The organism is Pseudomonas shirazica, from assembly GCF_015168335.1.
GTDB lineage: Bacteria > Pseudomonadota > Gammaproteobacteria > Pseudomonadales > Pseudomonadaceae > Aquipseudomonas > Aquipseudomonas asiatica.
The window spans coordinates 4,998,091-5,024,604 of sequence record NZ_CP063456.1; the positions used below are offsets into that span (position 1 = coordinate 4,998,091).

Annotated in this window: 26 protein-coding genes; 14 read left to right on the plus strand and 12 right to left on the minus strand. The window is 64.3% G+C overall.

The genetic code is table 11. The annotated features are described in order from the left end of the window. Positions 1-20: 20 nt before the first annotated feature. Genes IMX18_RS23085 through IMX18_RS23095 form a run of 3 tightly spaced genes read left to right on the plus strand, consistent with a single transcriptional unit; the run spans position 21 to position 3,693 of the window. The gene (locus IMX18_RS23085) at positions 21-1,835 is read left to right on the plus strand and encodes a sensor histidine kinase (RefSeq protein ID WP_054573394.1); all 1,815 of its coding nucleotides are present in this window, start codon (positions 21-23) and stop codon (positions 1,833-1,835) included. After that, positions 1,832-3,238, plus strand: coding sequence for a sigma-54-dependent transcriptional regulator (locus IMX18_RS23090; protein ID WP_015268614.1), 1,407 nt, complete (start codon positions 1,832-1,834; stop codon positions 3,236-3,238). The genes IMX18_RS23085 and IMX18_RS23090 overlap by 4 nt, the downstream gene beginning before the upstream one ends. Further along, positions 3,238-3,693: a thioesterase domain-containing protein gene (locus IMX18_RS23095; protein ID WP_217190246.1), complete on the plus strand. Its 456-nt coding sequence runs from the start codon at positions 3,238-3,240 to the stop codon at positions 3,691-3,693. The genes IMX18_RS23090 and IMX18_RS23095 overlap by 1 nt, the downstream gene beginning before the upstream one ends. A gap of 213 nt (positions 3,694-3,906) precedes the next feature. On the opposite strand, the gene cysQ is transcribed toward IMX18_RS23095, so the two are convergent. Beyond that, positions 3,907-4,725, minus strand: a complete 819-nt coding sequence (cysQ, locus tag IMX18_RS23100) for a 3'(2'),5'-bisphosphate nucleotidase CysQ (protein WP_100413088.1) — start codon at positions 4,723-4,725, stop codon at positions 3,907-3,909. Next, positions 4,722-5,288 (minus strand): ADP compounds hydrolase NudE, encoded by a 567-nt coding sequence (nudE, locus tag IMX18_RS23105; RefSeq protein ID WP_015268611.1) that lies wholly within the window; start codon positions 5,286-5,288, stop codon positions 4,722-4,724. The genes cysQ and nudE overlap by 4 nt, the downstream gene beginning before the upstream one ends. Positions 5,289-5,352: 64 nt before the next feature. On the opposite strand from nudE, the gene yrfG reads away from it, so the two are divergent. After that, the gene (gene yrfG / locus IMX18_RS23110; RefSeq protein ID WP_003257447.1) at positions 5,353-6,015 is read left to right on the plus strand and encodes a GMP/IMP nucleotidase; all 663 of its coding nucleotides are present in this window, start codon (positions 5,353-5,355) and stop codon (positions 6,013-6,015) included. A gap of 112 nt (positions 6,016-6,127) precedes the next feature. Here yrfG and lysM read toward each other — a convergent pair whose 3' ends face one another. Further along, positions 6,128-6,568 (minus strand): peptidoglycan-binding protein LysM, encoded by a 441-nt coding sequence (gene lysM, locus IMX18_RS23115; protein ID WP_100413090.1) that lies wholly within the window; start codon positions 6,566-6,568, stop codon positions 6,128-6,130. Positions 6,569-6,753: 185 nt separating this feature from the next. Between lysM and fdhD the strand changes: the two genes are divergently transcribed. The 3 genes from fdhD to IMX18_RS23130 all read left to right on the plus strand — a co-directional run bounded on the left by fdhD (position 6,754) and on the right by IMX18_RS23130 (position 10,735). Further along, a complete protein-coding gene (gene fdhD / locus IMX18_RS23120; protein ID WP_015268609.1) occupies positions 6,754-7,584 on the plus strand; it encodes a formate dehydrogenase accessory sulfurtransferase FdhD in 831 nt (276 codons plus the stop codon). Positions 7,585-7,589: 5 nt separating this feature from the next. Continuing rightward, complete coding sequence (locus IMX18_RS23125) at positions 7,590-9,935, plus strand: FdhF/YdeP family oxidoreductase (RefSeq protein WP_015268608.1); 2,346 nt, start codon at positions 7,590-7,592, stop codon at positions 9,933-9,935. Between the two features lie 317 nt (positions 9,936-10,252). Further along, positions 10,253-10,735: a glycine zipper domain-containing protein gene (locus IMX18_RS23130; protein ID WP_015268607.1), complete on the plus strand. Its 483-nt coding sequence runs from the start codon at positions 10,253-10,255 to the stop codon at positions 10,733-10,735. A 55-nt stretch (positions 10,736-10,790) separates the two neighbouring features. Here the strand turns inward: IMX18_RS23130 and IMX18_RS23135 are convergent, their stop codons facing one another. The 3 genes from IMX18_RS23135 to hslO all read right to left on the minus strand — a co-directional run bounded on the left by IMX18_RS23135 (position 10,791) and on the right by hslO (position 14,028). Continuing rightward, the gene (locus IMX18_RS23135) at positions 10,791-11,231 is read right to left on the minus strand and encodes an acyl-CoA thioesterase (RefSeq protein WP_015268606.1); all 441 of its coding nucleotides are present in this window, start codon (positions 11,229-11,231) and stop codon (positions 10,791-10,793) included. Between the two features lie 176 nt (positions 11,232-11,407). After that, entirely contained in the window at positions 11,408-12,949 is a 1,542-nt protein-coding gene (locus IMX18_RS23140) for a phosphoenolpyruvate carboxykinase (RefSeq protein ID WP_015268605.1), read from the minus strand. 179 nt (positions 12,950-13,128) lie between these two features. Continuing rightward, positions 13,129-14,028, minus strand: a complete 900-nt coding sequence (gene hslO / locus IMX18_RS23145) for an Hsp33 family molecular chaperone HslO (protein WP_015268604.1) — start codon at positions 14,026-14,028, stop codon at positions 13,129-13,131. A 122-nt stretch (positions 14,029-14,150) separates the two neighbouring features. On the opposite strand from hslO, the gene IMX18_RS23150 reads away from it, so the two are divergent. Further along, positions 14,151-14,945: a phosphatase PAP2 family protein gene (locus tag IMX18_RS23150; RefSeq protein ID WP_015268603.1), complete on the plus strand. Its 795-nt coding sequence runs from the start codon at positions 14,151-14,153 to the stop codon at positions 14,943-14,945. Positions 14,946-15,139: 194 nt separating this feature from the next. On the opposite strand, the gene IMX18_RS23155 is transcribed toward IMX18_RS23150, so the two are convergent. Beyond that, positions 15,140-15,541 carry an RNA-binding S4 domain-containing protein gene (locus tag IMX18_RS23155; RefSeq protein WP_013970457.1) on the minus strand — a complete coding sequence of 134 codons (402 nt, stop codon included), beginning with the start codon at positions 15,539-15,541 and terminating at the stop codon, positions 15,140-15,142. Between the two features lie 109 nt (positions 15,542-15,650). Here IMX18_RS23155 and rimB point away from each other — a divergent pair, with 109 nt between their 5' ends. Then, positions 15,651-16,133, plus strand: coding sequence for a retropepsin-like aspartic endopeptidase RimB (gene rimB, locus IMX18_RS23160; RefSeq protein ID WP_003257436.1), 483 nt, complete (start codon positions 15,651-15,653; stop codon positions 16,131-16,133). Then, a complete protein-coding gene (gene rimK, locus IMX18_RS23165) occupies positions 16,130-17,035 on the plus strand; it encodes a 30S ribosomal protein S6--L-glutamate ligase (protein ID WP_013970455.1) in 906 nt (301 codons plus the stop codon). The genes rimB and rimK overlap by 4 nt, the downstream gene beginning before the upstream one ends. Positions 17,036-17,149: 114 nt before the next feature. Here the strand turns inward: rimK and IMX18_RS23170 are convergent, their stop codons facing one another. Both IMX18_RS23170 and ompR read right to left on the minus strand, forming a co-directional pair. Beyond that, on the minus strand, positions 17,150-18,463 hold the full coding sequence (locus IMX18_RS23170) for an ATP-binding protein (RefSeq protein WP_013970454.1): 1,314 nt from the start codon (positions 18,461-18,463) through the stop codon (positions 17,150-17,152). Between the two features lie 13 nt (positions 18,464-18,476). Continuing rightward, entirely contained in the window at positions 18,477-19,217 is a 741-nt protein-coding gene (gene ompR / locus IMX18_RS23175) for an osmolarity response regulator transcription factor OmpR (protein WP_012270052.1), read from the minus strand. A 217-nt stretch (positions 19,218-19,434) separates the two neighbouring features. Between ompR and IMX18_RS23180 the strand changes: the two genes are divergently transcribed. From IMX18_RS23180 to IMX18_RS23195, 4 genes are all read left to right on the plus strand, one after another. Next, positions 19,435-21,759, plus strand: coding sequence for a Tex family protein (locus tag IMX18_RS23180; protein ID WP_217190248.1), 2,325 nt, complete (start codon positions 19,435-19,437; stop codon positions 21,757-21,759). Further along, positions 21,759-22,142 carry a PaaI family thioesterase gene (locus IMX18_RS23185; protein WP_003257433.1) on the plus strand — a complete coding sequence of 128 codons (384 nt, stop codon included), beginning with the start codon at positions 21,759-21,761 and terminating at the stop codon, positions 22,140-22,142. Before IMX18_RS23180 ends, IMX18_RS23185 begins: the two co-directional genes overlap by 1 nt. Positions 22,143-22,295: 153 nt before the next feature. Next, positions 22,296-23,873 (plus strand): glutamate--cysteine ligase, encoded by a 1,578-nt coding sequence (gene gshA, locus IMX18_RS23190; RefSeq protein WP_217190251.1) that lies wholly within the window; start codon positions 22,296-22,298, stop codon positions 23,871-23,873. Beyond that, positions 23,873-24,505 (plus strand): TetR/AcrR family transcriptional regulator, encoded by a 633-nt coding sequence (locus tag IMX18_RS23195; RefSeq protein ID WP_025337328.1) that lies wholly within the window; start codon positions 23,873-23,875, stop codon positions 24,503-24,505. The genes gshA and IMX18_RS23195 overlap by 1 nt, the downstream gene beginning before the upstream one ends. Before the next feature lie 139 nt (positions 24,506-24,644). Here IMX18_RS23195 and IMX18_RS23200 read toward each other — a convergent pair whose 3' ends face one another. Genes IMX18_RS23200 through ssuC form a run of 3 tightly spaced genes read right to left on the minus strand, consistent with a single transcriptional unit; the run spans position 24,645 to position 26,507 of the window. After that, the gene (locus IMX18_RS23200) at positions 24,645-24,860 is read right to left on the minus strand and encodes a TOBE domain-containing protein (RefSeq protein WP_003255829.1); all 216 of its coding nucleotides are present in this window, start codon (positions 24,858-24,860) and stop codon (positions 24,645-24,647) included. A 40-nt stretch (positions 24,861-24,900) separates the two neighbouring features. Further along, the gene (gene ssuB, locus IMX18_RS23205) at positions 24,901-25,713 is read right to left on the minus strand and encodes an aliphatic sulfonates ABC transporter ATP-binding protein (protein WP_013970450.1); all 813 of its coding nucleotides are present in this window, start codon (positions 25,711-25,713) and stop codon (positions 24,901-24,903) included. Further along, the gene (gene ssuC, locus IMX18_RS23210) at positions 25,710-26,507 is read right to left on the minus strand and encodes an aliphatic sulfonate ABC transporter permease SsuC (RefSeq protein ID WP_039614250.1); all 798 of its coding nucleotides are present in this window, start codon (positions 26,505-26,507) and stop codon (positions 25,710-25,712) included. The genes ssuB and ssuC overlap by 4 nt, the downstream gene beginning before the upstream one ends. Positions 26,508-26,514: the final 7 nt, after the last annotated feature.

A 26,514-nucleotide genomic window follows, 5' to 3' on the forward strand; every position in this document is an offset into this window, starting at 1 on the left:
TTTTCTGGCGCATTTACGTGATGATTGCAAAACCCACGCCCCCACGCCGTCCCCGCTGGCGCAGCCTGGCCCTGTTGGCCGTGTGCCTGGTCCCGTTATTGTGGCCCCTGCATCACCTGGCCGAACGTTACTACCAGGAAGAACTGGCCTCGCAGAACCGCCAGACCCTCGACCTGTATGTCGCCAACCTGCTCGGTACCCTGCACCGCTATGAAACCCTGCCGCAGATACTCGGCGACCTGCCGGCGCTGCGCGGGGTGCTGGCCGACCCGTTCCGCCTGGAAGCGGTGACCAATGCCAACCGCCTGCTCAAGGACATCGTCCAGCAGACCGGCGCCGAGGTGATGTACCTGATGGACGTCAGCGGCAACACCCTGGCCGCCTCCAACTGGGACAAGCGTGACAGCTTCGTCGGCCGCAACTTCGCCTTCCGCCCGTATTTCAACGAAGCCATGGCCGGCCGCCTGGGGCGCTTCTTTGGCCAGGGCACCACATCGGCCAAGCGCGGTTACTTCTTCGCCGCCGCCGTGCGAGACCGTGAACGCATCGTTGGCGTACTGGTGGTCAAGGTCGACCTCGACCACACCGAAACCTTGTGGGGCCGCACCCCCGAGCAGCTGTTGCTGACCGACCACAATGGCGTGGTCATCCTGACCTCGCGGCCCGACTGGCGCTTCCGCGCGACCCGTGCGCTGACCGAGGCCGAGCGCCAGGCCATCATCGCCATCCAGCCCTACCCGACCCAAGCCCCGCAACCGCTGGTACTCAACCCGGACGCCTGGATCAGCCAGACCCGCGACATCAAGGAAACCGGTTGGCAGGTCAGCATCCTCGCTCCGCGCATGCTGGTCGACCGTTCGGTGCAAACCGTCATGGCCATCGGCGCTGGCACCCTGCTGGTGCTGATACTGCTGGCTGGCCTGGTGATGCAGCGGCGCCGTCACTACATCGACCGCATCGACTTCGAGGCACGCGGCCGCCAGGAACTGGAAAAACGCGTGGCCGAGCGCACCGCCGACCTTGAAGGCCTGAACACCCGGCTCAAGAGCGCCGTACTGGAGCGTGAGAACGCCCAACAGGAGGCCGTGCGCGCCCAGGACGAACTGGTACAGGCCGGCAAGCTGTCGGTGCTCGGCACCATGTCGGCCAGCATCAGTCACGAACTCAACCAGCCGCTGGCCGCCATCCGCAGCTACGCGGAAAACGCCGAGATCCTGCTCGACCACCAGCGAACCGAAGAAGCCCGCGGCAACCTCAAGCTGATTGGCGAGCTGACCGGGCGCATGGCCTCGATCATCGCCCACCTGCGCGCCTTCGCCCGCCGTGACCGCCATGCCCCGGAGAGCGTGGCCTTGCAGCCAGCCCTGGACGACGCCCTGGCGCTGCTGGCCAAGCGCCGCCGGGCAATGGCCGTGGAGCTGATCCGCGACCTGCCGGAGGCCACCTTGTGGGTACAGGCCGGCGAGACCCGCCTGCGCCAGGTGCTCGGCAACCTGCTGGCCAATGCCCTCGACGCCCTGACCGAAAAAGCCAACCCGCGCCGCCTGTGGCTAAGTGCCGAACAGCGCGATGACTGCGTCTACCTGTACATTCGCGACAACGGCCCCGGCTTCAGCCGCCAGGCCCTGGAGCACGCCAAGGAGCCGTTCTTCACCACCAAGACCCGCACCCAGGGCCTGGGCCTGGGCCTGGCCATCTGCGAAAGCCTGATGCGTGCCCTGGGCGGTGAACTGCTGCTGGCCAACCACCCGGAAGGTGGCGCACTACTGACCCTGCAGCTGCGTGTGGCCGCGCCTGGCGCTACTTTGCCCAATTCGGAGGACCCCTCGGCATGACCACCGAGACACTGATCGACAGCCGAGCCCAGGTCATCTTGGTCGATGATGACCCGCACTTGCGCCAGGCCCTGAGCCAGACCCTGGACCTGGCCGGGCTCAAGGTGGTCGCCCTGGCCGACGCCCAGGGCCTGGCCGAACGCATCGAGGCCGACTGGCCCGGGGTGGTGGTCAGCGACATCCGCATGCCGGGTATCGATGGCCTGCAGCTGCTGGAACAACTGCACGGCCGTGACAACGAGCTGCCGGTATTGCTGATCACCGGCCACGGTGATGTGCCGCTGGCGGTGCAGGCAATGCGCGCCGGGGCTTATGACTTCCTGGAAAAACCCTTTGCCAGCGACGCCCTGCTGGACAGCGTGCGCCGCGCCCTGGCCCTGCGCCGCCTGGTGCTGGACAACCGCAGCTTGCGCCTGGCCCTGAGCGACCGTCAGCAATTGGCCACCCGCCTGGTGGGCCAGTCGCCGTCCATGCAGCGCCTGCGCGAGCAGATCGGCGCCCTGGCCGGCACCCGCGCCGATGTGCTGATCCTGGGTGAGACCGGTGCCGGCAAAGAGGTGGTGGCCCGCGCCCTGCACGACCTGTCCAGCCGCCGCGACGGGCCGTTCGTGGCGATCAATGCCGGCGCACTGGCCGAGTCGGTGGTCGAAAGCGAGCTGTTCGGCCATGAGCCCGGGGCGTTCACCGGCGCGCAGAAACGCCGCATCGGCAAGTTCGAGTTCGCCAACGGCGGCACACTGTTCCTCGACGAAATCGAGAGCATGAGCCTGGATGTGCAGGTGAAACTGCTGCGCATGCTTCAGGAACGGGTGGTTGAGCGCTTGGGTGGCAACCAGCTGATCCCGCTGGACATCCGCATCATCGCCGCGACCAAGGAGGACCTGCGCCAGTCCGCTGACCAAGGGCGGTTCCGCGCCGATTTGTATTACCGCCTGAACGTGGCGCCGCTGCGTATTCCACCGCTGCGCGAACGCGGCGATGACATCCTGGTGCTTTTCCAGCACTTCGCCGACGCCGCCAGCGAGCGCCATGGTCTGCCGCCACACGCCCTGCAGCCGGCCCAGCGCGCCATGCTGCTGCGTCACGACTGGCCCGGTAACGTACGCGAGCTGCAGAACGCCGCCGAGCGTTTCGCCCTTGGCCTGGAACTGGCTCTGGACGGTCAGGCGCCGCCGGCGGCAATGCCTTCGGTACCGATGCCGAGCGGCAACCTCAGCGAACAGGTCGAGCAGTTCGAGCGCTCGCTGATCGCTGCCGAACTGGCCCAGCCACACAGCTCCATGCGCAGCCTGGCCGAGGCGCTGGGCATCCCCCGCAAAACCTTGCACGACAAGCTGCGCAAGCATGGCTTGAGCTTTGATGGCGGTAGCGGCGGACATGACGATCAAGAGGACAACCGTTAATGAACACCGATAGCCAGTACCTGCAGACCGTCCTGCACGGCGACATCCCCCTGACCCGCGAGATGGGCCTGGAAGTGCTCGATTGGCAGCAGCACACCCTGCGCCTGCAATTGCCGCTGGCGGCCAACGTCAACCACAAGAGCACCATGTTCGGCGGCAGCCTGTACTGCGCCGCGGTGCTGGTGGGTTGGGGCTGGCTGCACCTGCGCCTGCGCGAGTCGGGTATCGATGACGGGCATATCGTCATCCAGGAAGGGCAGATCAGTTATCCGCTGCCGGTTACCGGGGCGGCGGTGGCGCGCTGTGCGCCGCCGGATGAGAAGACCTGGGAGCGGTTCCTGACCATGTACCAGCGGCGCGGGCGGGCACGGTTGACGCTGGAGACCACGGTGAGCAATGCCGGTATTGACGAGCCTGCTGTTACCTTCAGCGGCCAATACGTGCTGCACCGCTGACCGCGGGCAAGTACTGATGCCAGTCAGTTAGTGCTGTTGGGTCTGCTGCGCAGCCCATCGCCGGCAAGCCAGCTCCCACAGGTGCAGCGCCATGCTGAAGGTCTGCGCAGTACTTGTGGGAGCTGGCTTGCCGGCGATGGGCCGCAAAGCGGCCCCGGCGATATAGGCGGCGAAGCTGAAGTCCTGAGCTCCAACAGAGTGTGATGATACCCGTCAGATCAGGCTCAGGAAGGCTTCGCGCCAAGCAGCATTTGCCGGCAACGCCAGGAAATGCGGGTTGAGCAACAACTCCCGCGCCGGGTACCGGAACGGCAAGCCATCCAGCCCGATTACCTCCCCACCAGCCCCTTCCACCACCCCCTGCGCCGCCGCGGTATCCCACTGCGAGGTCGGTGCCAGGCGGGGATAGCAATCGGCGCTACCCTCGGCCAACAGGCAGAATTTCAACGAACTGCCGATATTGGCCAGCTCCAGTTCACCCACCGCCGCCCCCAACCCGGCCAACAGCGCTTCCTGTTCCGGGCTGGAATGGCGACGGCTGGCAACCACGGTGAAACGCCCACCTGCCGGCGGCGCGTCGCGAACCTGGATCGGCTGCGGAGCCTCACCCGCTTCCGCACGCCAGGCGCCCAACCCACGCCCACCGAAGTAGCAGCGCCCGTTGGTCGGCATGGATACCACGCCGAACACCACCTCGCCGTTTTCGACCAGGGCGATGTTGACCGTGAACTCCTCGCTGCCGGCGATGAATTCCTTGGTGCCGTCCAGCGGGTCGACCAGCCACCAGCGGCTCCAACCCTGACGCTCGGCCAGCGGAATGTTGCAATCCTCTTCAGACAGCACCGGGATCTGCGGCGCCAGCGCCAGCAGGCCATCGGCAATCACCCGGTGCGCCGCCAGGTCGGCGGCGGTGACCGGTGAATCGTCGGCCTTGTTGGTCACGGCCACATCGGCGCGCCAGAACGGCAAGATCGCTTGGCCCGCCGCAAGGGCCAGCTTGACCACTTCGTGCATCAATTGCAGGTCGTTCATGCTTCCAGCAGCCCCCGCTGAATCAGTAGGTCACGCGCCAGATACAACGCCGCCAAGGCACGCCCCTCGGTGAACTGTGGGTGCATGGCCAGGGCCGAGAGTTCGCGCAGGTTAACCTTGTCGACCCGCATCGGCTCCGGCTCATCGCCCTCCAGGCGCTCCTCGTACAGGTCGCTGGCCAGCACCACCTGGATCTTCTGGCTCATGTAGCCCGGCGACAGCGACAGCTCGGTCAGGTGCTCCAGCTGGCGCGCGCCAAAACCGGCCTCTTCCTTGAGCTCCCGGTCGGCTGCCGCCAGCACGTCCTCGCCCGGCTCGATCAGGCCTTTGGGCAACGACAGCTCGTATTCGTCGGTGCCGCCGCAGTATTCCTCTACCAGCACCGCGTGCTCGGCATCGAGCATGGCCACGATCATCACCGCGCCGTAACCATTACCCCGGCCCACCAGGCGCTCGTAGGTACGCTCGTTGCCATTGCTGAAGCGCAATTGCACGGCTTCGACGCGAAACAGGCGGCTGCTGGCGACGATTTCGCGGCTGAGGACGGTGGGTTTCTGGCGCATGGGGCGGCTCCTTGGCGTGAACGGGTTACTATACCGTGGCTTGCCGACTGATCGAGAGTTTCCCATGCCTGTTCTTCCCTGGTCCGCCATCGATACCGTCCTGCTGGACATGGATGGCACCCTGCTCGACCTGCATTACGACAACCGCTTCTGGCTGGACCACCTGCCCCAGCGCTATGCCGAGCTGCACGGGGTGAGCCGTGCCATGGCGGAAATGGAACTGCAGCCGCTGTTCGAACGCAATGCCGGCACGCTTAACTGGTATTGCCTGGACTTCTGGAGCCGCGAATTGCGGCTGCCGATCCGTGAGCTGAAACAGGAAATCGCCGACCTGATCGCCCTGCGCCCGGATGCCGATACTTTCCTTGCCGCGATCCGCGACGCGGGCAAGCGCGTGGTGATGATCACCAATGCGCACCGGGATTCGCTGTCACTGAAGCTGGAGCGGGTGGAGCTGGCGCCGTACTTCGAACGGCTGATCAGCTCGCATGACTACGGCTACCCGAAGGAAAGCCCGCAGTTCTGGGACGCGTTGCAGGCGGACATCGGCTTTGAACCGGAGCGCAGCCTGTTCATCGATGACACCTTGGCGATTCTGCGCAGTGCGCGACGGTTTGGCGTGGGGCATCTGCTGGCGGTGCGCCAGCCGGATAGCCAGGCAGGGCCGCGGGATACCGAGGAGTTTGCGGCGGTGGAGGATTACCGGGAATTATTGGTAGGCCTGTGAGGGCCCTTTCGCCGGCAAGCCAGCTCCCACATGTACCTCGCAGGCCCTCAGGCCTGTGGTAATCCTGTGGGAGCTGGCTTGCCGGCGATAGGGCCGGTACAGGCTGCAGAGATCAGTCAGGAATACGCAACACCTGCCCCGGATAGATCTTGTCCGGGTGCTTGAGCATCGGTTTATTGGCCTCGAAGATCTTCTGGTACTTGTTGGGGTCGCCATACACCTTCTTCGCAATGGCACTCAACGTATCACCCTTCTCCACCGTCACGAACCGCGCCGCCTGGGCCACCGGTCCGGTCACGGTGATCTGGTCATCCACACTGGCAACGCCTGCGACGTTACCCGCCGCCAGGATGATCTTCTCCTTCTCCTCCTGGCTGGCCACCTCACCCTTGAGGATGATCGTGTCTCCCTCTACAGTGGCCGTGATATTCGGGTTGCCCAGGCCGACACTTTCCACGTGTTTCTTCAGTTGCTCTTCGGCATTGGCATTGCCGGGGGTCAGCAGGTCGATCAACTTCTCGCCCGCTTCCTTGACGAAACTGAACAAGCTCATAACGCTCTCCTTGTTGACGAAACCTCGGACACAGCAGTCTAGGCCAGCTTTTCCCCTGGCGCCCCATGCGACCAATCGACGCGGTCTATCAAGGCATAGACCCTAGCGATTAGACGCCGCCAGCCCGCACGCCTAGGCTTGTGCTATCTGAAAGTTGCCGATAGCCCGATGAACAGTCAGCTCCGATGAACAGCAAGCCTCCGGTCTGCGCGGCCTCATCGCCCTTGACCATGCCCGCCGCCAGCAACACCTACGATTACGTCCAGCTCAACGATGCCAGACGCGACAGCACGCCCCTGGCCGAAGAAGTGGCCCTGGCCATTGCCTACAACGGCCTGAACCAGGCGGTGATGCTGGTCAGCCCCACCGACCTGGAAGACTTCGCCGTCGGCTTCAGTGTCGGCAGCGGCATAGTCGAAGGCACAACGGAAATCTACGACCTGAAACTCTCCGGCAGCGGCTCGGCAATGTACGCCGACCTGGAGATTTCCAGCCGTGCGTTCTGGAACCTGAAAAACCAACGCCGCCAGTTGGCCGGCACCAGTGGTTGCGGCCTGTGCGGGGTCGAAGCGCTGGAGCAGGCACTGCCAGAGCTGGCCAAGCTGCCTGGCGCACCTTTGCCACCCGCGCAATGGTTGGTCGGCCTGCGTGAGCGCATCGATGCCTTCCAGCCCCTCGGCCAACACTGCGGCGCGGTGCATGCGGCGCTGTTCATGGACCGCCACGGCGAACTGCTGCTCGGCCGCGAAGACATCGGCCGGCACAACGCCCTCGACAAGCTGATCGGCGCCTTGCTGCGCCAAGACATCGACAGCCAGGGTGGCCTGGCCATCGTCACCAGCCGCTGCAGCCTGGAGCTGATCCAGAAGGTGCTGCGGGCCGGTATCCAGACCCTGGTCAGCCTGTCGGCGCCCACCGGCCTTGCCCTGCAATGGGCGCGCAAGCACAACCTCAACCTTATCCATCTGCCCAAGCACAGCGCACCGCGGGTCTACAGCCCAGCGGCGGAGTCGTAACAGTCGTGACCTCGTACCAACACCTCCCGGACAACGCCCCAGCCTCTCCACCTCGTTACAAGCCCTACCACGGCCCCGCCGGTGGCTGGGGCGCGCTGCGCAGCGTGGCCAAGGCCTGGGTTGGCAGCGATAACGCGCTGAAGAACATTCGCGCGCTGCTCAAGACCAACCAGAACGGCGGCTTCGATTGCCCCGGCTGTGCCTGGGGCGACTCGCCGGAAAGCGGCATGGTCAAGTTCTGCGAGAACGGTGCCAAGGCAGTGAACTGGGAGGCGACCAAGCGCCGCGTCGATGCCGCCTTTTTCGCCCGCTACAGCGTCACTTCGCTGCTGCAGCAGAGCGACTACTGGCTGGAGTACCAGGGGCGCCTGACCGAGCCGATGGTCTATGACGCGTCCAGCGACCGCTACCGGCCGATCAGCTGGGAAGCCGCCTTCACCCTGATCGCTCGCGAGTTGAACAAGCTGGCCAGCCCTGACCAGGCCGAGTTCTACACTTCGGGGCGCGCCAGCAACGAAGCAGCGTACCTGTACCAGCTGTTCGTGCGGGCCTACGGCACCAACAACTTCCCCGACTGCTCGAACATGTGCCACGAGGCCAGCGGCGTGGCCCTGGGGCAAAGCGTCGGGGTCGGCAAGGGCACCGTCACCTTCGACGACTTCGAGCACGCCGACGCGATTTTCGTCTGGGGCCAGAACCCCGGTACCAACCACCCGCGCATGCTCGACCCGCTGCGCGATGCGGTAAAGCGCGGTGCCCAGGTGGTGTGCATCAACCCGCTCAAGGAGCGTGGCCTGGAGCGCTTCCAGCACCCGCAGAACCCGCTGGAGATGCTGACCAACAGCGACCGGCCGACCAACACCGCATTCTTCCGCCCGGCCTTGGGCGGCGACATGGCGCTGCTGCGCGGCATGGCCAAGTTCGTCCTGCAATGGGAACGCGAAGCCCAGGCCAACGGCGAACCGGCAGTCTTCGACCACGCCTTCATCGCCGAACATGGCCATGGCGTCGACGACTACCTGGCGGTAGTGGATGCCACCCCGTGGGAGCACATCCAGACCCAGTCCGGCCTGGCGCTGGCCGACATCGAACTGGCCGCGCGCATGTACTGCCGTGGCAAGCGGGTGATCATGTGCTGGGCGATGGGCATTACCCAGCACCGCCACTCGGTGCCGACCATCCAGGAAATCGTCAACCTGCAGATGCTGCGCGGCAATATCGGCGTGCCAGGCGCAGGACTGTGCCCGGTGCGTGGCCACAGCAACGTGCAGGGTGACCGCACCATGGGCATCAACGAGCGCCCGCCGGTGGCCCTGCTGGACGCCATCGAGCAGCGCTTCGGCTTCCCCGTGCCCCGGCACAACGGCCACAACACCGTCGAGGCGATCCATGCCATGCTCGACGGCCGGGCCAAGGTATTCATCGGCCTGGGCGGCAACTTCGCCCAGGCAACGCCGGACACCGAGCGCACCGCCCAGGCACTGCGCAACTGCGAGCTGACCGTGCACATCAGCACCAAGCTCAACCGCAGCCACCTGGTGCACGGCAAGCAGGCACTGATCCTGCCGTGCCTGGGGCGCACTGACATCGACCTGCAGGCAGAAGGGCCACAGGCGGTAACGGTAGAGGACTCGTTCAGCATGGTCCACGCCTCCAATGGCCAGCTGAAGCCGCTGTCAACGCAGATGCGCTCGGAGCCGGCGGTCATCGCCGGTATCGCCGCCGCCACCCTGGGCAAGAAGCCCGTGGACTGGCACTGGCTGGTGGCTGACTACGACCGTATCCGCGAGCTGATCGGCGACACCATCGCCGGCTTCAGCGGCTTCAACCAGCGCCTGCGCGAGCCGGGCGGTTTCTACCTGGGCAACAGCGCCGCCAGCCGCGAATGGAATACCAGCACCGGCCGCGCGAACTTCAAGGCCAACCTGCTGCCCGACACGCTGCTCGACGAGCGTGTACGGGCCAGCGGCCAGGTGCCAGACCTGATCATGCAGTCAATGCGCTCGCACGATCAGTACAACACCACCATCTACGGCCTGGACGACCGCTACCGTGGCGTGCGTGGCCAGCGCGAGGTGCTGTTCGCCAACGAAGCCGACATCATCCGCCTGGGCTTCCAGCCGGGGCAGCAGGTCGACATCGTGTCGTTGTGGGGGGATGAGCATGTGCGCCGTGTGCACGGCTTCACCCTGCTGGCCTTCGACATCCCGGCCGGGCAGGCGGCGGCGTACTACCCGGAGGTGAACCCGCTGGTGCCGCTGGAGAGCATTGGCGATGGCAGCCATACGCCGACGTCGAAGTTCATTGCCATCAAACTGGAGCGGGCGCGGGACGACGGGCGCATCCTGTAGGAACGGTGTTGGCCTCTTCGCGGGTAAACCCGCTCCCACAGAGGCAACTCAAGGACCGAGAGCGGTGATATCCCTGTGGGAGCGGGTTTACCCGCGAAGAGGCCGGAAGCCCCTGCGCAAAAATCAAAAAAGCCCTGTTCCATAGCGGTTCAGGGCTTCGTCATAAAGGTCTCAGACAGCGAAAAAACGATAAAGTTTCACAGTAAATACAGTAAGTTAGAGAATTGTGTACAACTCGTGTTACTCGTCGGATTTCCGTTGCCAGCCGCGCCTGTAAGGCTCAAAAATCGCCCCGTCATCCTAATGAGGCTCTCTTGATGAAGAAGTACTCCTCGATACTGTTGTTGTCTTTCAGCTTGCTCAGCGGCGTTGCCATGGCAGGCGGCACCACCGAGGCCGGCATTGGCGGCGCATTGGGTGGGGTACTGGGCTCCGTGGTGGGCAACTCCATCGGTGGTAGCACCGGCGGCGCCATTGGTGCCGGCCTGGGCGGCGCGGCTGGCGGTGCCCTGGGTGCCGACAAGCGTCAGCGTGGGGAAGCCGCAATCGGCGGCGCGCTGGGCGCAGCAGGCGGTAACGTGGTCGGCCGCTCCGTGGGCGGCACTACCGGTAGCTACATTGGCGCAGCAGCCGGCGGTGGTGCCGGTGGCGCACTGGGTAACTACCTTGGTAAAGAGGCCGACAGAGACGATTACCACGATGGCCGCCGTTACCGTCGTGGTTATGACGACGACCGCCGCCACTGGGACCGCGGCCATCATTACGGCCATCGCAAGCACAAGCGCCACTGGCGCGACTAACGCCTGAGGGCCCTGCCCCGGCAACAAAAGCCCCGCCCCTGCCAGCGGGGCTTTTTTATGCCTGCTGTTCCAGCACTACACCAGACAGGATCACCTGCAGCGTCTCTGGCAATGCCACTGGCCGGCCACTGGCGCGTTCGATGAACACCTGCACCACCGTGCCTGCCGCACACGCCTCCGGCTCCCCTGGGCGGAACAGGGCCAGGCGGTACTCCACCGTGCTGCCCGCCAGGCGCGTCACCCCCAGCCCCACTTCCAGTACATCCGGGAACCCTGGCAGCGCGTAGAAATCCGCCGCCGAACTGACCACGAAGGCCGCCAGCTCGCCGTCACGCAGGTCCAGTTCGGCCTGTTCGACGAGGAACGCTTGGATGGCGGTTTCGAAAAAGCCATGCACGGTGGCACCGGCGACGTGGCCATTCAGGTCATTGTCCTGGGGGCGAGTGAGGATGGGGTGGAAGTGGGAGAAGGCAGTGCGCTGAGGGGATTCGGTCATCTGGCTGGCTCTTGTCTTCGCAATGAATGCTGACAGTGAAACAGAAAAACCGGATTTCCGCTGCTTGTGCCGGCCTCTTCGCGGGTCACGCTCCTACAAGAGACTGCACTCGCCGGGAATCAGAAAACAAAAAAGCCGCCCCAAGGGGCGGCTTTCTCGTTGCGGGCGGGTGCAGCTTACAGCTGCGGGCCAGCGGCCTTGATGGCGTCGGAAACTTCGAACTTCTTGAAGTTTTCGATGAACAGCTTGGCCAGGCCTTTGGCGGCCTCGTCGTAGGCAGCCTTGTCAGCCCAGTTGGTGCGCGGGTTGAGCAGCTCGGTATCAACGCCCGGAACGGCCTTAGGCACGTCCAGGTTGATGATGTCCAGGTGCTCGGTTTCGGCACCGATCAGCGCGCCGCTCTGGATCGCAGCGATCACGGCACGTGTGGTCGGGATGCTGAAGCGCTTGCCAACGCCGTAGCCACCGCCGGTCCAGCCGGTGTTGACCAGGTAGACCTTCGAGTCGAAGCCCTTGATACGCTTGATCAGCAGCTCGGCGTACTCGCCAGCCGGGCGCGGGAAGAACGGGGCGCCGAAGCAGGTGGAGAAAGTCGACTTGATGCCGCTGCCCGAACCCATTTCGGTGGAACCGACCAGCGCGGTGTAGCCGGACAGGAAGTGGTAGGCAGCCTGCTCGTTGTTCAGGATCGAAACCGGAGGCAGAACACCAGTCAGGTCGCAGGTCAGGAAGATGACTGCGTTCGGCTCGCCGCCCAGGTTCGCTGCGGAACGCTTGGCAACGTGCTCCAGCGGGTAGGCCGCACGGCTGTTCTGGGTCAGGCTGACATCGGTGTAGTCGGCGTGCTTGTTGGCGTCGAGGACGACGTTTTCCAACACGGCGCCATGCTTGATGGCTTTCCAGATGACCGGCTCGTTCTTCTCGGACAAGTCGATGCACTTGGCGTAGCAGCCGCCTTCGATGTTGAAGACCACGCCCTCGCCCCAGCCGTGCTCGTCGTCACCGATCAGGTAACGGCTTTCGTCGGCCGACAGGGTGGTCTTGCCGGTGCCGGACAGGCCGAAGAACAAGGTCACATCGCCTGCTTCGCCGATGTTGGCGGCGCAGTGCATCGGCAGCACGTCGGCAGCCGGCAGCAGGAAGTTCTGCACCGAGAACATGGCTTTCTTCATTTCGCCGGCGTAGCGCATGCCAGCGATCAGCACCTTCTTCTGGGCGAAGTTGATGATCACGCAACCATCGGAGTTGGTGCCGTCACGCTCAGGCTCGCACACGAAGTTGGCGACGTTGAGGACCTGCCACTCGCCACGGCCAGCCGGGTTGTACTGCTCCGGGTTGATGAACAGGCAACGACCGAACAGGTTCTGCCAGGCAGTCTGGGTGGTCATCTTCACCGGCAGGTAGTGCTCGGCGGCCGCCCCTACGTGAACGTAGGAAACGAAGTGATCCTGGGCGTTGTTGAACGCCTCGACGCGGTCCCACAGGGCATCGAACTTGTCGGCCGGGAACTTGCGGTTGATCGGGCCCCAGGCAATGGCGTCCTGGGTGGAAGGCTCTTCGACGATGAAACGGTCAGCCGGCGAACGGCCAGTACGGTGACCGGTCTCCACGACCAGTGCGCCAGTATCGGCTAGTACGCCTTCACCGCGTTGCAGCGCTTCTTTTACCAGCTCATCGACGCTCAGGTCGGTGTACACGGTGTTGTTGGCTTGCGTCATGAGATACCCCATCCGGCCCGAGGCCGAGTGCTCCAAACGTTTTGTAGTTGTCTTGAAAAAACTACTACAGCGAAAAAAGTGGCCGGATTATGCCAGAAACGCCCAAAAAAAGTAGGCCCCTCCTGTCAGAACTGCGCTTTTGCGCAATTCGACAGGAGATTGTCCTGTAGTTAAACGTTTCAGTGACGAGTTTCTGAGGCTACGTCAGTGCCGCCACCGGCAAACAGTTGCGCCACATCGCTGGCGTCGAAGAAATAGCGCTCGTTGCAGAACTGGCAATCGATCTCCACCTGCCCGCCGCATTCTTCCACCAGCGCCTTGGCATCGTGCTCGCCCAAACTGACCAGCGCATTGCCGGAACGTTCGCGAGAGCAGCTGCAGTTGAAGCGCAACGGCTGGATATCGAACAGGCGCACGGCATCTTCGTGGTACAGGCGGTGCAGCAGGGTTTCGTTGTCCAGCGCCCACTCATCGGCCTTGAGCGTGGTGGCCAATGCCACAACGTGCTGCCAGCTTTCTTCACGCTCTTCATCGTCCGGCTGGCGATCGCGCGGCAGTTGCTGCAGCAGCAGACCACGGGCCTTGCCGCCTTCGGCGTTGAGCCAGAAGCGCGTGTTGAGCTGTTGCGACTGGACGAAGTAGTTGGTGAAGCACTCCGACAGGGTGGCGCCGTCGAGGTCGACGGTGCCCTGGTAGCGCTGGCCCTTGACGGGATCGATGGTCAGGGTCAGGTGGCCGTCGGGCATCAGCTGCGACAGGGTAGCATCCGCCGGGATCTGGTCCGCTTCGTAACGGGCCATGCCACGGATGTCCCGGTCACCCGAACATTCGACCATCAACAGCGGGATCGGCCCTGCGGAACGCGCCTGCAGAATCAGCAGGCCGTCGAACTTCAGCGCCCCCACCAGCAAGGCGGTGGCGGCCATCAGCTCGCCCAGCAGTGCCTGCACCGGCTGCGGGTACTCATGACGCGCCAGCACCGCGGCGTAGCTGTCATCGAGAGACACCCACTCGCCGCGCACATCGCGCTCGTCGAAGATGAAACGTTGGGTGAAATCGGTATCAGGCAAGTCGCTCATAGGTTTTGGCTATCTGAAAAATGATGACAAAATGGTTACAAGGGTTGTCGGAAAACATGCGAGAACCCCGTGACAGAGCGCTCACAAGGCGCTCCGATTCCTGTTTGCAATAGAGGTATTTTATGGACAATCGACCACTGTTCCAAGCAAGGTGGTCCTGGGGGCCATTGGCAGCCTGTACGCTGCTTCCTATCGCTCTACTGTGTTTCTGGTTATGGCCCATTGGCCAGATCTTGTGCCTGACTTTCGACGAGTGGCTGTTCCACAGCCTGAATGCGCCGCTGGCCGACAACACCACCTGGCGCTACATCTGGACCGTCGGTAGCCTGCGCCCATTCGACATCGTCGTCGGCCTGATCCTTCTGGCAGTGCTTATCCGTGGTGACTGGGTGTTCAAGGCAACCCAGGTGCGCCAGGCCTTTTTCGGCTTCCTGGTCACGCTAATCCTCTTAGTGGTGATTCGCGCGCTGTTTTCCAAGTGGGTGGATGCAGCCGGCTGGCAGCACAAGAGCCCGTCGATGATGTTCGACGAGGTGGTGCACCTCAGCGACTACTATCCGAACCTGGAGGCGGCCTGGGAGCTCAAGGACCGTTCCAGCAAGAGTTTCCCGGGGGATCATGCCTCGGTACTGCTGGTCTGGGCGCTGTTCATGAGCGTGTTCAGCCGCCGCCTGGTGCAGTACCTGGTGGTCTGGGGGCTGGCGGTATTGTTCATGTTGCCGCGTCTGGTGGCCGGTGCCCACTGGGGGCAGGATGACTACATCGGCGGGCTGCTGATGGCGGTGCTGGCGTTGGGCTGGAGCTGCTATACGCCGCTGGCGGCCAAGGGGAGTGCAGTGCTGCTGCGCTGGACGGCGCCGTTGTTCGCGATAGCGGCCAAGTTACCGTTGGTCGGGCGCTTGGCGGTGACCCGCTAGATCCTTGGGGCTACTGCGTAGCCCATCGCGGCACAAGGCCGCTCCTACAGGGGGGCGCAGGCCTCAGGCCTTGTGCTGGCTGCCGTGGCCTCATCGCCGGCAAGCCAGCTCCCACAGGGATTGCACAAGTTTCAGGGCTTGCGCAGTACCTGTGGGAGCTGGCTTGCCGGCGATGGGCCGCAAAACGGCCCCGGCTATTCGAAGCTCCCATGCAACTGGTGAATCTGCCGCCGCTGCTTCTTGGTCGGCCGCCCATCGGTGGTCACGCCCATCGCCCCGGCCTTGCGCAGTTCCGCCGCCTGTTCACGCCGGCGCACGCTGTCCTCGGTCTCTTCGTACAACGTCTGCGCCTCTGGCGCCCCACGCCGCACCACCGACAGAGCCTTCACCACCACGGTGCGCTCGTCGAATCCGGTGCGCAGCACGAACTCGTCACCCACCCGCGGCTCCTTGCCCGGCTTGCAGCGCTCACCCCGGCAATGCACCTTGCCGCTCTCGATCGCAGCCTTGGCCAGCGCGCGAGTCTTGTAGAAGCGTGCCGCCCACAGCCATTTGTCCAGGCGGACCTTGTCGTCGTCTTCGGCTTTTTGTGCCATCCCGTTACCTCGAACGCTGTGTTTCATCGAACTGTACTACCGTAACGATCGGATGCAAAAAATCCCCGCCGTGCTTACAGTTCACCACCTCATCCGCAGGGTGCGTTTCGTGAAGACATTTGACCATTTGACTGTGATCGGCCTGCGCGAGTGGGTCGCCCTGCCCGACCTTGGAGTGGCCGGGCTGCGCGCCAAGATCGACACCGGTGCCAGCACCTCCAGCCTGCACGCCACCGAAGTGGAACCGTTCGAGCGCGACGGCCAGCCCTGGGTCCGCTTTACCGCACATCTTGGCTCGGTGGTGCAGTTGCGCCACCGCCGCTGCGAGGCACCGCTGGTGACCATGAAAACCATCAAGAGCTCCAACGGCCAGGCCCAGACCCGCTATGTCATCCGCACGTCACTGGCCCTGGGCGACGGTGTGTGGGAAGTGGAGTTCACCCTGGCCTGCCGCAAGAACATGCGTTATCGCCTGTTGCTGGGTTCCAAGGCCCTGATCCATGGTCAGCTGGTGGTCAACCCTGGCCTCAAATACGTACAAGACAAACCGGCCTTCCCGGCCACCCTTTCTACTGCCACAGGTGCTGCATGAAGATCGCTGTGCTGTCGCGCAATCCGCGTCTGTATTCCACCCGCCGCCTGGTCGAAGCCGGTACCCAGCGGGGCCACGAAATGGTGGTGATCGACACCCTGCGGGCCTACATGAACATTGCCAGCCACAAACCGCAGATCCACTACCGCGGCAAGCCGCTGGAAGGCTTCGATGCGGTGATCCCGCGCATCGGTGCATCGGTGACCTTCTATGGCTGCGCAGTGCTGCGCCAGTTCGAGATGATGGGTGTGTATCCGCTCAACGAGTCGGTAGCGATAGCCCGCTCCCGCGACAAGCTGCGTTCACTGCAATTGCTGTCGCGGCGCGGCATCGGCCTGCCGATTACCGGCTTCGCCCACTCGCCGGACGACATCCCCGACCTGATCCAGATGGTCAACGGCGCCCCGCTGGTGATCAAGGTGCTGGAAGGCACACAGGGCATCGGCGTGGTGCTGTGCGAAACCACCAAGGCCGCCGAATCGGTGATCGAGGCGTTCATGGGGTTGAAGCAGAACATCATGGTGCAGGAATACATCAAGGAAGCGGGTGGCGCGGATATCCGCTGCTTCGTGGTCGGCGACAAGGTCATCGCGTCGATGAAGCGCCAGGCCAAGCCGGGGGAATTCCGCTCCAACCTGCACCGAGGTGGGGTGGCCAGCCTGATCAAGATCACCCCGGAAGAACGCATGACCGCCATACGCGCGGCCAAGGTGATGGGCTTGAGTGTGGCGGGTGTGGATATCCTGCGCTCCAACCACGGGCCGCTGGTGATGGAGGTGAACTCGTCGCCGGGGCTGGAGGGGATTGAAGTGACCACCGGCAAGAACGTGGCCGCCATGATCATCGAGCATCTCGAGAAGAATGGCGGGCCTAATCAGACTCGGACCAAGGGTAAGGGCTGAGATTTTGGGGCTGCTGCGCAGCCCATCGCGACACAAGGCCGCTCCTACAGGATTACGCGATCCTCTTTAGGAGCGGCCTTGTGTCGCGAAAGGGCCGCAAAGCGGCCCCGGCAATCACACGGCATTACGCGGCAGCAACAGCCCCAAAGGCAACCGTACCCGCGCCTCGATCCCACCCCCGGACCGATTGCGCAACTCCACATTCCCGCCATGCTGCGCCGCGATCCGCTTGACGATCGCCAGCCCCAGCCCGGTGCCCTTGCCCCCCCGGGCCCGGTCACCACGAATGAACGGGTTGAAGATGGTCTCCAGCTCCGACTCGTCGATCCCCGTCCCGCGGTCCAGTACGCTCAGCACCACATACGGTGCACTCTCGTCGCCCGACACATAGGCGGCCACCTCGACCCCCTTGCCGGCGTGGTGCAGGGCATTGCCGATCAGGTTGCCCAGCATGCGCTTGAGCGAAACCCGGCGCAGCGGGAACGGTGGGATCGGCTCCAGGCACAGCCGCACCCGTTCTTCCGGCTGGTTGTACGGCGCCACCACTTCGCGCACCAGGTCGGCCAGGTCGACCTCCTCAACCGGCTCGTCACGGCCGTCGCGGATAAAGGCCAGGAACTGGTCGAGGATCGCGTCCATGTCCTCGATATCGCGGACCATGTCGTCACTCAGTTCGCTGTCGCTGTCCAGCAACGACAACGACAGGCGCAGGCGCGTCAGCGGTGTGCGCAGGTCGTGGGAAACCCCGGCCAGCATCAGCTCGCGCTCGCGCCCGGCCTGCTCGACATCCTCAGCCATCTGGTTGAAGGCCTTGTACACCTCGGTCATCTCGCTGGGCGTATCGCTGATCGGCAGGCGCACGCTGCGCCCCTGGCCCAGTTGCCGGGCGGCGAACACCAGGCGCTTGAGCGGCTGGTTCAGCTGGCGCACGAAGATCCAGGCCGAAGCTGTGGACAACAGGCCGATGGCCAGGAACCAACCCAGCACGTTCCAGATCTTCTGCCCACGCAGCGGGTGCGGGTACAGCGGTACCTTCAACCAGCCCGGCCCCAGGCTTGGCGCATTGACCCACAACGCCGGCGGTGCATGAATGCGCAACCGTACCTCGGTGTCTTCGCCCAACTCGGCCTGCATCTGCCGTTGGTAGATTTCGCTGTAGGGCCAGTGCTGCTCACCCTCGGGCACGCCCGAGCCGGTGACCCGGATAAGGCCTGCCGCTTCGGCGATCTTGTCGCGGTTTTCTTCGTCGGCTGCCCAATAGGCGCGCAGGGTCAGCGCAACACCGTGGCTGTACTGACGGTCGACCAGCACGTCCTCGTTCATCAGCAGGTAGACCAGGGTCAAGGCCTTGGAGAACAAGACGACGATCAACACCAGCCACAGGGTGCGGGCGAAGAAACTTTGCGGAAACCAGAGCGGTGTTTTCATCGACGGCGCGGCATCATTTACCGGCGTTTCCGTCCGGCACGAACACGTAGCCCACGCCCCACACGGTCTGGATATAACGCGGCTTGGACGGGTCCGGCTCGATCATGCGGCGCAGACGCGAGATCTGCACGTCGATGGAGCGTTCCAGCGCATCCCATTCACGGCCACGCGCCAGGTTCATCAGCTTGTCGCGGGTCAGCGGCTCGCGCGCGTGCATCACCAGCGCCTTGAGCACGGCGAACTCGCCGGTAGTGAGCATGTGCACTTCGTCGCCACGCTTGAGTTCGCGGGTGGCCAGCGACAGCTCGTAGTCGCCGAAGGTGACCGACTCGTCTTCGCTACCCGGCGCACCCGGCACGCTCGGTGCCTGGCGGCGCAGCACGGCCTTGACCCGGGCCATCAGCTCGTCGGGGTTGAACGGCTTGCCCAGATAATCGTCAGCGCCCAGCTCCAGGCCCTTGATACGGCTGAGCTCGTCGCCCTTGGCGGTGAGCATGATGATCGGGATCTGGTTGTTCTGCTGGCGCAGGCGCTTGCACGCCGACAGGCCATCCTCGCCGGGCAGCATCAGGTCGAGAACCACCAGGTTGAACACCTCACGCTGCAGCAGGCGGTCCATCTGCTCGGTGTTGGGCACCGCGCGGGCACGGTAGCCCTTGCTGGTGAAGAAACGTTCCAGCAGGCTGCTCAGCCCCGGGTCGTCGTCGACGATGAGAATCTTGTCACCTTCAGCGGTGTTTGGCGTGCCGGTCATGAATAACTCCTCTGATATCGCCGCGCATTATGGCGTAGCCATTGCTGCACGTTGCGTGAGCATTGTTAGCAGATTTTTCCCCCGGCGCCAGTTCCGGCTGGCCGGGCGCCATCACCGCAAGCCGTTTGCGATGGGTATAATGCGCGGCTTTCATCCAGCGCCGCCGGGCGACAGGCCCACAGGCGACCCCCGTATTCACAAATGTCAGGTGGTTTACATGGACAGCATCAACAGCCGTATCGCCGAGGAACTGGGCGTACGCCCCCAGCAGGTCGAGGCGGCCGTGGGCCTGTTGGACGAAGGCTCGACCGTGCCCTTCATCGCCCGCTACCGCAAGGAAGTGACCGGTAGCCTGGACGACACCCAGCTGCGCCATCTGGAAGAGCGCCTGCGCTACCTGCGCGAACTCGACGAGCGCCGTGCCAGCATCCTGGCCAGCATCGAGGAGCAGGGCAAGCTGACCCCGGAACTGGCCCGCGAGATCAAGCTGGCCGATACCAAGACCCGCCTCGAAGACCTGTACCTGCCGTACAAGCAGAAGCGCCGCACCAAGGGCCAGATCGCCCTGGAAGCCGGCCTCGGCGAGCTGGCCGACGGCCTGTTCAACAACCCAGACCTTGCCCCGGAAAGCGAAGCCGCACGCTTCGTCAACGCCGACAAGGGCGTGGCCGACGTCAAGGCCGCGCTGGAAGGCGCCAAGTACATCCTCATGGAGCGCTTCGCCGAAGACGCCGCCCTGCTCGACAAGCTGCGCAGCTTCCTCAAGCAGGAGTCGGTGCTCAGCGCCCGCGTCGTGCCTGGCAAGGAAGAGGAAGGCGCCAAGTTCCGTGACTACTTCGCCCATGACGAACTGCTGCGCAACGCGCCGTCGCACCGCGCCCTGGCAATTTTCCGCGGGCGTAACGAAGGCGTGCTGAGCGCCTCGCTGAAAGTCGGCGAAGAACTGCCCGGCACCCTGCACCCGTGCGAACTGATGATCGGCAACCACGTCGGCATCGAGAACCGCAACCGCCCGGCCGACAAGTGGCTGGGCGAAGTGGTGCGCTGGACCTGGAAGGTCAAGCTCTACACCCACCTGGAAACCGACCTGTTCGGCGAGCTGCGCGACAACGCCGAAGGCGAGGCGATCAATGTGTTCGCCCACAACCTGCACGACCTGCTGCTGGCCGCCCCGGCCGGCCCGCGCGCCACCCTGGGCTTCGACCCGGGCCTGCGTACCGGCTGCAAGATCGCCGTGGTCGATGCCACAGGCAAGTTGCTGGACCACACCACGGTCTACCCGCACGCGCCGAAGAACGACTGGGACCGCACCATTTCGATCATGGCTGCACTATGCGCCAAGCACTCGGTGGAGCTGATCGCCATCGGTAACGGCACCGCCAGCCGCGAAAGCGACAAGCTGGTGGCGGAGCTGGTCAAGAAGTACCCAGCGCTGAAGATCACCAAGATCATGGTTTCCGAGGCCGGCGCTTCGGTGTACTCCGCATCGGAACTGGCCGCCCGCGAATTCCCGGACCTGGACGTGTCGATCCGTGGCGCCGTGTCGATTGCCCGCCGCCTGCAGGACCCGCTGGCCGAGCTGGTGAAGATCGACCCGAAATCCATCGGTGTCGGCCAGTACCAGCATGACGTGTCTCAACTGAAACTGGCGCGCGGCCTGGACGCCGTGGTCGAGGACTGCGTGAACGCCGTGGGCGTGGACGTCAACACCGCCTCGGTGGCCCTGCTGACGCGCATCTCCGGCCTTAACGCTACCCTGGCGCAGAACATCGTCGCCCATCGCGATGCCAACGGCCCGTTCGCCACTCGCGCGGCACTGAAAAAGGTCAGCCGCCTGGGTGAGAAAACCTTCGAACAAGCCGCCGGCTTCCTGCGTGTGATGAACGGCGACAACCCGCTGGATGCCTCCGCGGTGCACCCCGAGGCCTACCCGCTGGTGCAACGGATTGCCGCCGATACCGGCCGTGACATCCGCTCGCTGATCGGTGACAGCAGCTTCCTCAAGCGCCTGGACCCGAAGAAATTTACCGATGAAACCTTCGGCCTGCCGACCGTCACCGACATCCTGCAAGAACTGGACAAGCCTGGCCGCGACCCACGCCCCGAGTTCAAGACCGCCACCTTCCAGGACGGCGTCGAAGACCTCAAGGACCTGGAACCGGGCATGGTCCTCGAAGGCGTGGTGACCAACGTCACCAACTTCGGTGCCTTCGTCGACATCGGCGTGCACCAGGACGGCCTGGTGCACATTTCGGCGCTGTCCGAGAAGTTCATCAAGGACCCGCGTGAAGCGGTCAAGGCCGGCGACGTGGTCAAGGTCAAGGTCATGGAAGTGGACATCCCGCGCAAGCGTGTCGGCCTGTCCATGCGCATGAGCGACACCCCTGGCGAGAAGGTCGATGGCAACCGCGGCGGTAACCGTGGCAATGGCGGCAACCGCCAGCAGCAGGCGCCGCGCCAGCGCGAAACCGCCACCGCAGCACCGGCCAACAACGCCATGGCAGCCCTGTTCGCCAACGCCAAGCAGCTGAAGAAGAAGTGATGGACGTTCCACGCGAATACGTCGAAAGCGCCTTCAGCCAGCTCCTCGGCTGCCGCCTGCAACGCCTGGAGACAGGTGTTGCCGAGGTAGCCCTGGCGCTCGAGCCACACTTGCGCAACCGTGGCCAGAAGCTGCACGGCGGGGCGATCTTCAGCCTGGTGGACATCGCCATGGGCCTGGCCTGCTCGGCCAGCCATGGTTTTGACCAGCAAAGCGTCACCATCGAGTGCAAGATCAACTACATGCGCGCCGTCAGTGACGGCGAGGTGCTGTGCACCGCCCGCGTGCTGCACGCCGGGCGGCGTACCCTGGTGGTCGACGCCGACGTAGTTCAGGGCGACAAGCTGGTGGCGAAAGCGCAAGGAACCTTCGCGGTTCTCTAGCTCACCAAGCATTATCTGCGGTATTTTCAGCAGTGCGCTGGCACTGCTGGATCCGCGTTAACCAGGCGACAACGCCAGTTCCTTTCTTCCTACCCTTGTAGACCGTTATCTCTACCCCCATATTGGGGCGACTGACGCGTGAAGGAATACATCTTGAGCGACCTCCTCAACCGCCGCCTGAGCCTGCTCGGCGCCAATCTTCCCCTGCTCAAGCAGTGCCTGCACGGTATTGAGCGCGAATGTCTGCGCGTGACCGACGAAGGTCGCCTGGCCCAGACCCCGCATCCGCAAGCCCTGGGATCGGCGCTGACCAACGAGCAGATCACCACCGATTATTCCGAGTCGCTGCTGGAGTTCATCACCCCGGCCCTTCCCGACCCGGCCAAGGTGCTGGAAAGCCTCGAAGAGACCCACCGTTTCGTCTACAGCAAGCTGGGCGACGAATATCTGTGGAGCCCGTCGATGCCCTGCACGCTGCCAGCCGAGGAGGACATCCCGATCGCCGAGTACGGCAGCTCGAACATCGGTAAGCTCAAGCATGTCTACCGCAAGGGCCTGGCCCTGCGCTACGGCCGCACCATGCAGTGCATCGCCGGTATCCATTACAACTTCTCGCTGCCCGAAGCGCTGTGGCCGTTGCTGCGCGCCGCAGAAGGCGGCAGCGAGAGCGACCGCGACTACCAGTCGTCGGCCTATATCGCGCTGATCCGTAATTTCCGCCGCTACAGCTGGCTGCTGATGTACCTGTTCGGCGCCTCGCCGGCCCTGGACAAAGGCTTCCTGCGTGGCCGCCCGCACCAGCTCGAAGAGCTGGACGCCGAAACCCTGTACCTGCCCTACGCCACCAGCCTGCGCATGAGCGACCTTGGCTACCAGAGCAACGCCCAGGCCGGCCTCACGCCGTGCTACAACAACCTGGCCAGCTACACCGACAGCCTGCGCAAGGCGGTGGGCACGCCCTACCCGCCTTACGTCGAAGTCGGCACGCACGTGGATGGCGAGTGGGTACAGCTGAACACCAACATCCTGCAGATCGAAAACGAGTACTACTCGAACATTCGCCCCAAGCGCGTCACCTACACCGGCGAGCGGCCGATCCAGGCCCTGACCTCGCGCGGCGTGCAGTACGTGGAAGTGCGTTGCCTGGACATCAACCCGTTCCTGCCGGTGGGCATCGACCTGACCGAGGCGCGCTTCCTCGACGCGTTCCTGCTGTTCTGCGCGCTGGAAGACAGCCCGCAACTGGACAACGGCGAATGCGGCCAGTGCACCAACAACTTCCTGACAGTGGTCAAGGAAGGCCGACGCCCGGGCCTGGAACTGCGCCGCAATGGCCAGCCGATCGGCCTGAAGGCCTGGGCCAGCGAGCTGATCGAGCGTATTCGGCCACTGGCCGATCTGCTCGACCAGGCGCAAGGCGGTGCAGAACACGGCAAGGCCCTGGATGCCCAGCAGGCCAAGGTCGACGACGCCTCGCTGACCCCGTCGGCCCAGGTACTGGCGCGCATGACCGAGCATGACGAAAGCTTCGTCAAGTTCTCCCTGCGCCAGAGCCGCATCCACGCCGAAACCTTCCGCGAGCAGCCTCTGCCGGTCGAGCGCCAGCAGGCCTTCGAAACCCTCGCCCGCGACTCGCTGGCCGAGCAGTCGCGCCTGGAACAGCAGGAAGTCGGCGACTTCGACCTGTTCGTCGGCGCCTACCAGGCCAGCATCCTGGCGATCAGCAACTGATGACCCGCACTGCCACCCCGCGCAAGCCGCGCGCCAGCAGCCAGGCCAGGATCGAGGCGATCCTGGCGGCTGCACGCGAGTTGCTGGCCGAGCTGGGGGTGGCGAGCCTGTCGATCTACAGCGTGGCCGAGCGCGCGCAGATTCCACCGTCGTCGGTGTACCACTTCTTCGCCAGCGTGCCGGCGCTGCTGGAGGCGTTGACGGCCGATGTACACCGGGCCTTCCGTGAAGCGCTGAGCGCGCCGATCGACAGCAGCGCGTTCAACACCTGGCACGAACTGTCACGGCTGATCGAGCAGCGCATGCTGGATATCTACAACGAGGACGCGGCGGCGCGGCAACTGATCCTGGCCCAGCATGGCCTGAGCGAAGTGGTGCAGGCCGACCGGCAGCACGACATGGAACTGGGCGACTTGATGCACAAGTTGTTCGACCAGCACTTTCATCTGCCTGTGATGCCGGCGGATGTGGATGTGTTTGCCCTGGCCATGGAGTTGAGTGACCGGGTGTATGCGCGGTCGGTGCAGCTGCATGAGGCGATCACCCCGCGCATGGCCGAGGAAGGCAAGCGAGTGTTCGAGGCGTATCTGGGGTTGTATCTGCCGCCATTTCTGGCCAAGCGCTCCAGCTGAGATCATTGGGGCCGCTGTGCGGCCCTTCGCGGGCACGCCCGCTCCCACAGGGTCCGCGCAAAACCTGAAACCTGCGCAGTACCTGTGGGAGCGGGCGTGCCCGCGAAGGGCTGCAAAGCAGCCCCATGGCCAACACCCATCACAGCTTGGCGATGGACACTTCAGTCGACTTCACGAAGGCAATCACTTCACTGCCCACCTGCAGCTCCAGCTCGCGCACGGAGCGGGTGGTGATGACCGAAGTGACGATGCCCGAGGCGGTCTGCACGTCGATTTCCGACAGTACCGGGCCTTCCAGGATTTCCTTCACGGTGCCTTTGAACTGGTTGCGAACGTTGATGGCTTTGATGGTCATGATTTGATTCCTTCTCTATGGCTTCAGTCTGGTAAGTGAATCAGTGCGCCCAACGCAGTTGCGTGGGCAAAGGGGCTACAGGATCCGGCTCGGGCGCAGCGCCCGGGGCCGATAGAACACGGTTGAGCACTTCGCTTTCCAGCGCGGCCAGGCGGTGCGAACCACGCGCCCGAGGCCGTGCCAGGTCGACAGTGAGGTCGAGCCCGACCTCGCCGTCCTCGATCAGGATCACCCGGTCAGCCACGGCGACTGCCTCGCTGACATCGTGGGTAACCAGCAACACGGTGAAGCCGTGCTGACGCCACAGGCGTTCGATCAGTTGCTGCATCTCGATACGGGTCAATGCATCCAGCGCACCGAGCGGCTCGTCCAGCAGCAGCAGGCGCGGCTGGTGAATCAGCGCCCGGGCCAGGGCCACACGCTGCTTCTGGCCGCCCGACAGAGCCGCCGGCCATTCATTGGCGCGGTCGGCCAGGCCAACCGACTCCAACGCTTCCAGCGCACGCGGGCGCCAGTCGCCAGAGAGGCCCAGGCCAACGTTGTCGATCACCTTCTTCCATGGCAGCAGGCGCGCGTCCTGGAACATCAGGCGGGTTTCTTCGCGGGCCTGCTCCAGCGGCGCGGCACCGGCCAGCAACTGGCCTGCAGTGGGCTGGTCGAGACCGGCCAGCAGGCGCAGCAAGGTGCTCTTGCCGCAGCCACTACGGCCGACGATGGCGACGAACTGGCCGGCAGGAATATGCAACTCGATACCCTTCAGTACCTCGCGCTGGCCAAAGGTCTTGCGCAGGCCGCTGGAAGCCAGCGGGATGCCACGCAGCAGGCGTGGCGGCTGTTCCTTGAGTACGGTCATGCGCCCTCCTTCTTCGCCACTTGATAGGCCGGGTGCCAGCGCAGCCACACACGCTCCAGGCCGCGGGCGGCGAGGTCGGCAAGCTTGCCGAGCACGGCATACAGGACGATGGCCAGCACTACCACGTCGGTCTGCAGGAACTCACGGGCGTTCATCGCCAGGTAACCGATACCGGCATTGGCCGAAATGGTTTCGGCAACGATCAGGGTCAGCCACATGAAGCCCAGGGCAAAGCGCACGCCTACCAGGATCGAAGGCAATGCCCCGGGCAGGATCACCTGGCGGAACAGGCTGAAGCCGGACAAGCCATAGCTGCGCGCCATCTCCACCAGCGCCGGGTCGACGTTGCGGATGCCGTGGTAGGTGTTCAGGTAGATCGGGAACAGCGTGCCCAGCGCGACCAGGAAGATCTTTGCCGACTCGTCGATACCGAACCACAGGATCACCAGCGGGATCAGCGCCAGGTGCGGCACGTTGCGGATCATCTGCACCGAGCTGTCGAGCAGGCGTTCGCCCCAGTTCGACAGGCCGGTGATGAAGCCCAGCACCAGGCCGATGCTGCCACCGATGACGAAGCCCAGCCCGGCACGCCAGCCACTGATGGCCAGGTGGGTCCAGATCTCGCCGCTGCGCACCAGCTCGACGCCGGCGCTGACCACGGCGCTGGGCGCGGGCAGGATGCGCGTCGACAGCCAGCCGGCGCTGACCGCCAGCTGCCAGGCAGCCAGCAGCAGTACCGGCAGCGCCCATGGCGCCAGGCGCTGGCCAAGGTTGTTGGAAGTTGCACGACTCATGGCCTGG

What these genes read in the sequence shown, in the direction of transcription:
- IMX18_RS23085 (WP_054573394.1), top strand. Translation starts at nt 21, where the DNA reads ATGATTGCAAAACCCACGCCCCCACGCCGTCCCCGCTGGCGCAGCCTG.
- IMX18_RS23090 (WP_015268614.1), top strand. Translation starts at nt 1,832, where the DNA reads ATGACCACCGAGACACTGATCGACAGCCGAGCCCAGGTCATCTTGGTC.
- IMX18_RS23095 (WP_217190246.1), top strand. Translation starts at nt 3,238, where the DNA reads ATGAACACCGATAGCCAGTACCTGCAGACCGTCCTGCACGGCGACATC.
- cysQ (WP_100413088.1), bottom strand. Translation starts at nt 4,725, where the DNA reads ATGAACGACCTGCAATTGATGCACGAAGTGGTCAAGCTGGCCCTTGCG.
- nudE (WP_015268611.1), bottom strand. Translation starts at nt 5,288, where the DNA reads ATGCGCCAGAAACCCACCGTCCTCAGCCGCGAAATCGTCGCCAGCAGC.
- yrfG (WP_003257447.1), top strand. Translation starts at nt 5,353, where the DNA reads ATGCCTGTTCTTCCCTGGTCCGCCATCGATACCGTCCTGCTGGACATG.
- lysM (WP_100413090.1), bottom strand. Translation starts at nt 6,568, where the DNA reads ATGAGCTTGTTCAGTTTCGTCAAGGAAGCGGGCGAGAAGTTGATCGAC.
- fdhD (WP_015268609.1), top strand. Translation starts at nt 6,754, where the DNA reads ATGAACAGCAAGCCTCCGGTCTGCGCGGCCTCATCGCCCTTGACCATG.
- IMX18_RS23130 (WP_015268607.1), top strand. Translation starts at nt 10,253, where the DNA reads ATGAAGAAGTACTCCTCGATACTGTTGTTGTCTTTCAGCTTGCTCAGC.
- IMX18_RS23135 (WP_015268606.1), bottom strand. Translation starts at nt 11,231, where the DNA reads ATGACCGAATCCCCTCAGCGCACTGCCTTCTCCCACTTCCACCCCATC.
- IMX18_RS23140 (WP_015268605.1), bottom strand. Translation starts at nt 12,949, where the DNA reads ATGACGCAAGCCAACAACACCGTGTACACCGACCTGAGCGTCGATGAG.
- hslO (WP_015268604.1), bottom strand. Translation starts at nt 14,028, where the DNA reads ATGAGCGACTTGCCTGATACCGATTTCACCCAACGTTTCATCTTCGAC.
- IMX18_RS23150 (WP_015268603.1), top strand. Translation starts at nt 14,151, where the DNA reads ATGGACAATCGACCACTGTTCCAAGCAAGGTGGTCCTGGGGGCCATTG.
- IMX18_RS23155 (WP_013970457.1), bottom strand. Translation starts at nt 15,541, where the DNA reads ATGGCACAAAAAGCCGAAGACGACGACAAGGTCCGCCTGGACAAATGG.
- rimK (WP_013970455.1), top strand. Translation starts at nt 16,130, where the DNA reads ATGAAGATCGCTGTGCTGTCGCGCAATCCGCGTCTGTATTCCACCCGC.
- IMX18_RS23170 (WP_013970454.1), bottom strand. Translation starts at nt 18,463, where the DNA reads ATGAAAACACCGCTCTGGTTTCCGCAAAGTTTCTTCGCCCGCACCCTG.
- ompR (WP_012270052.1), bottom strand. Translation starts at nt 19,217, where the DNA reads ATGACCGGCACGCCAAACACCGCTGAAGGTGACAAGATTCTCATCGTC.
- IMX18_RS23180 (WP_217190248.1), top strand. Translation starts at nt 19,435, where the DNA reads ATGGACAGCATCAACAGCCGTATCGCCGAGGAACTGGGCGTACGCCCC.
- IMX18_RS23185 (WP_003257433.1), top strand. Translation starts at nt 21,759, where the DNA reads ATGGACGTTCCACGCGAATACGTCGAAAGCGCCTTCAGCCAGCTCCTC.
- IMX18_RS23195 (WP_025337328.1), top strand. Translation starts at nt 23,873, where the DNA reads ATGACCCGCACTGCCACCCCGCGCAAGCCGCGCGCCAGCAGCCAGGCC.
- IMX18_RS23200 (WP_003255829.1), bottom strand. Translation starts at nt 24,860, where the DNA reads ATGACCATCAAAGCCATCAACGTTCGCAACCAGTTCAAAGGCACCGTG.
- ssuB (WP_013970450.1), bottom strand. Translation starts at nt 25,713, where the DNA reads ATGACCGTACTCAAGGAACAGCCGCCACGCCTGCTGCGTGGCATCCCG.
- ssuC (WP_039614250.1), bottom strand. Translation starts at nt 26,507, where the DNA reads ATGAGTCGTGCAACTTCCAACAACCTTGGCCAGCGCCTGGCGCCATGG.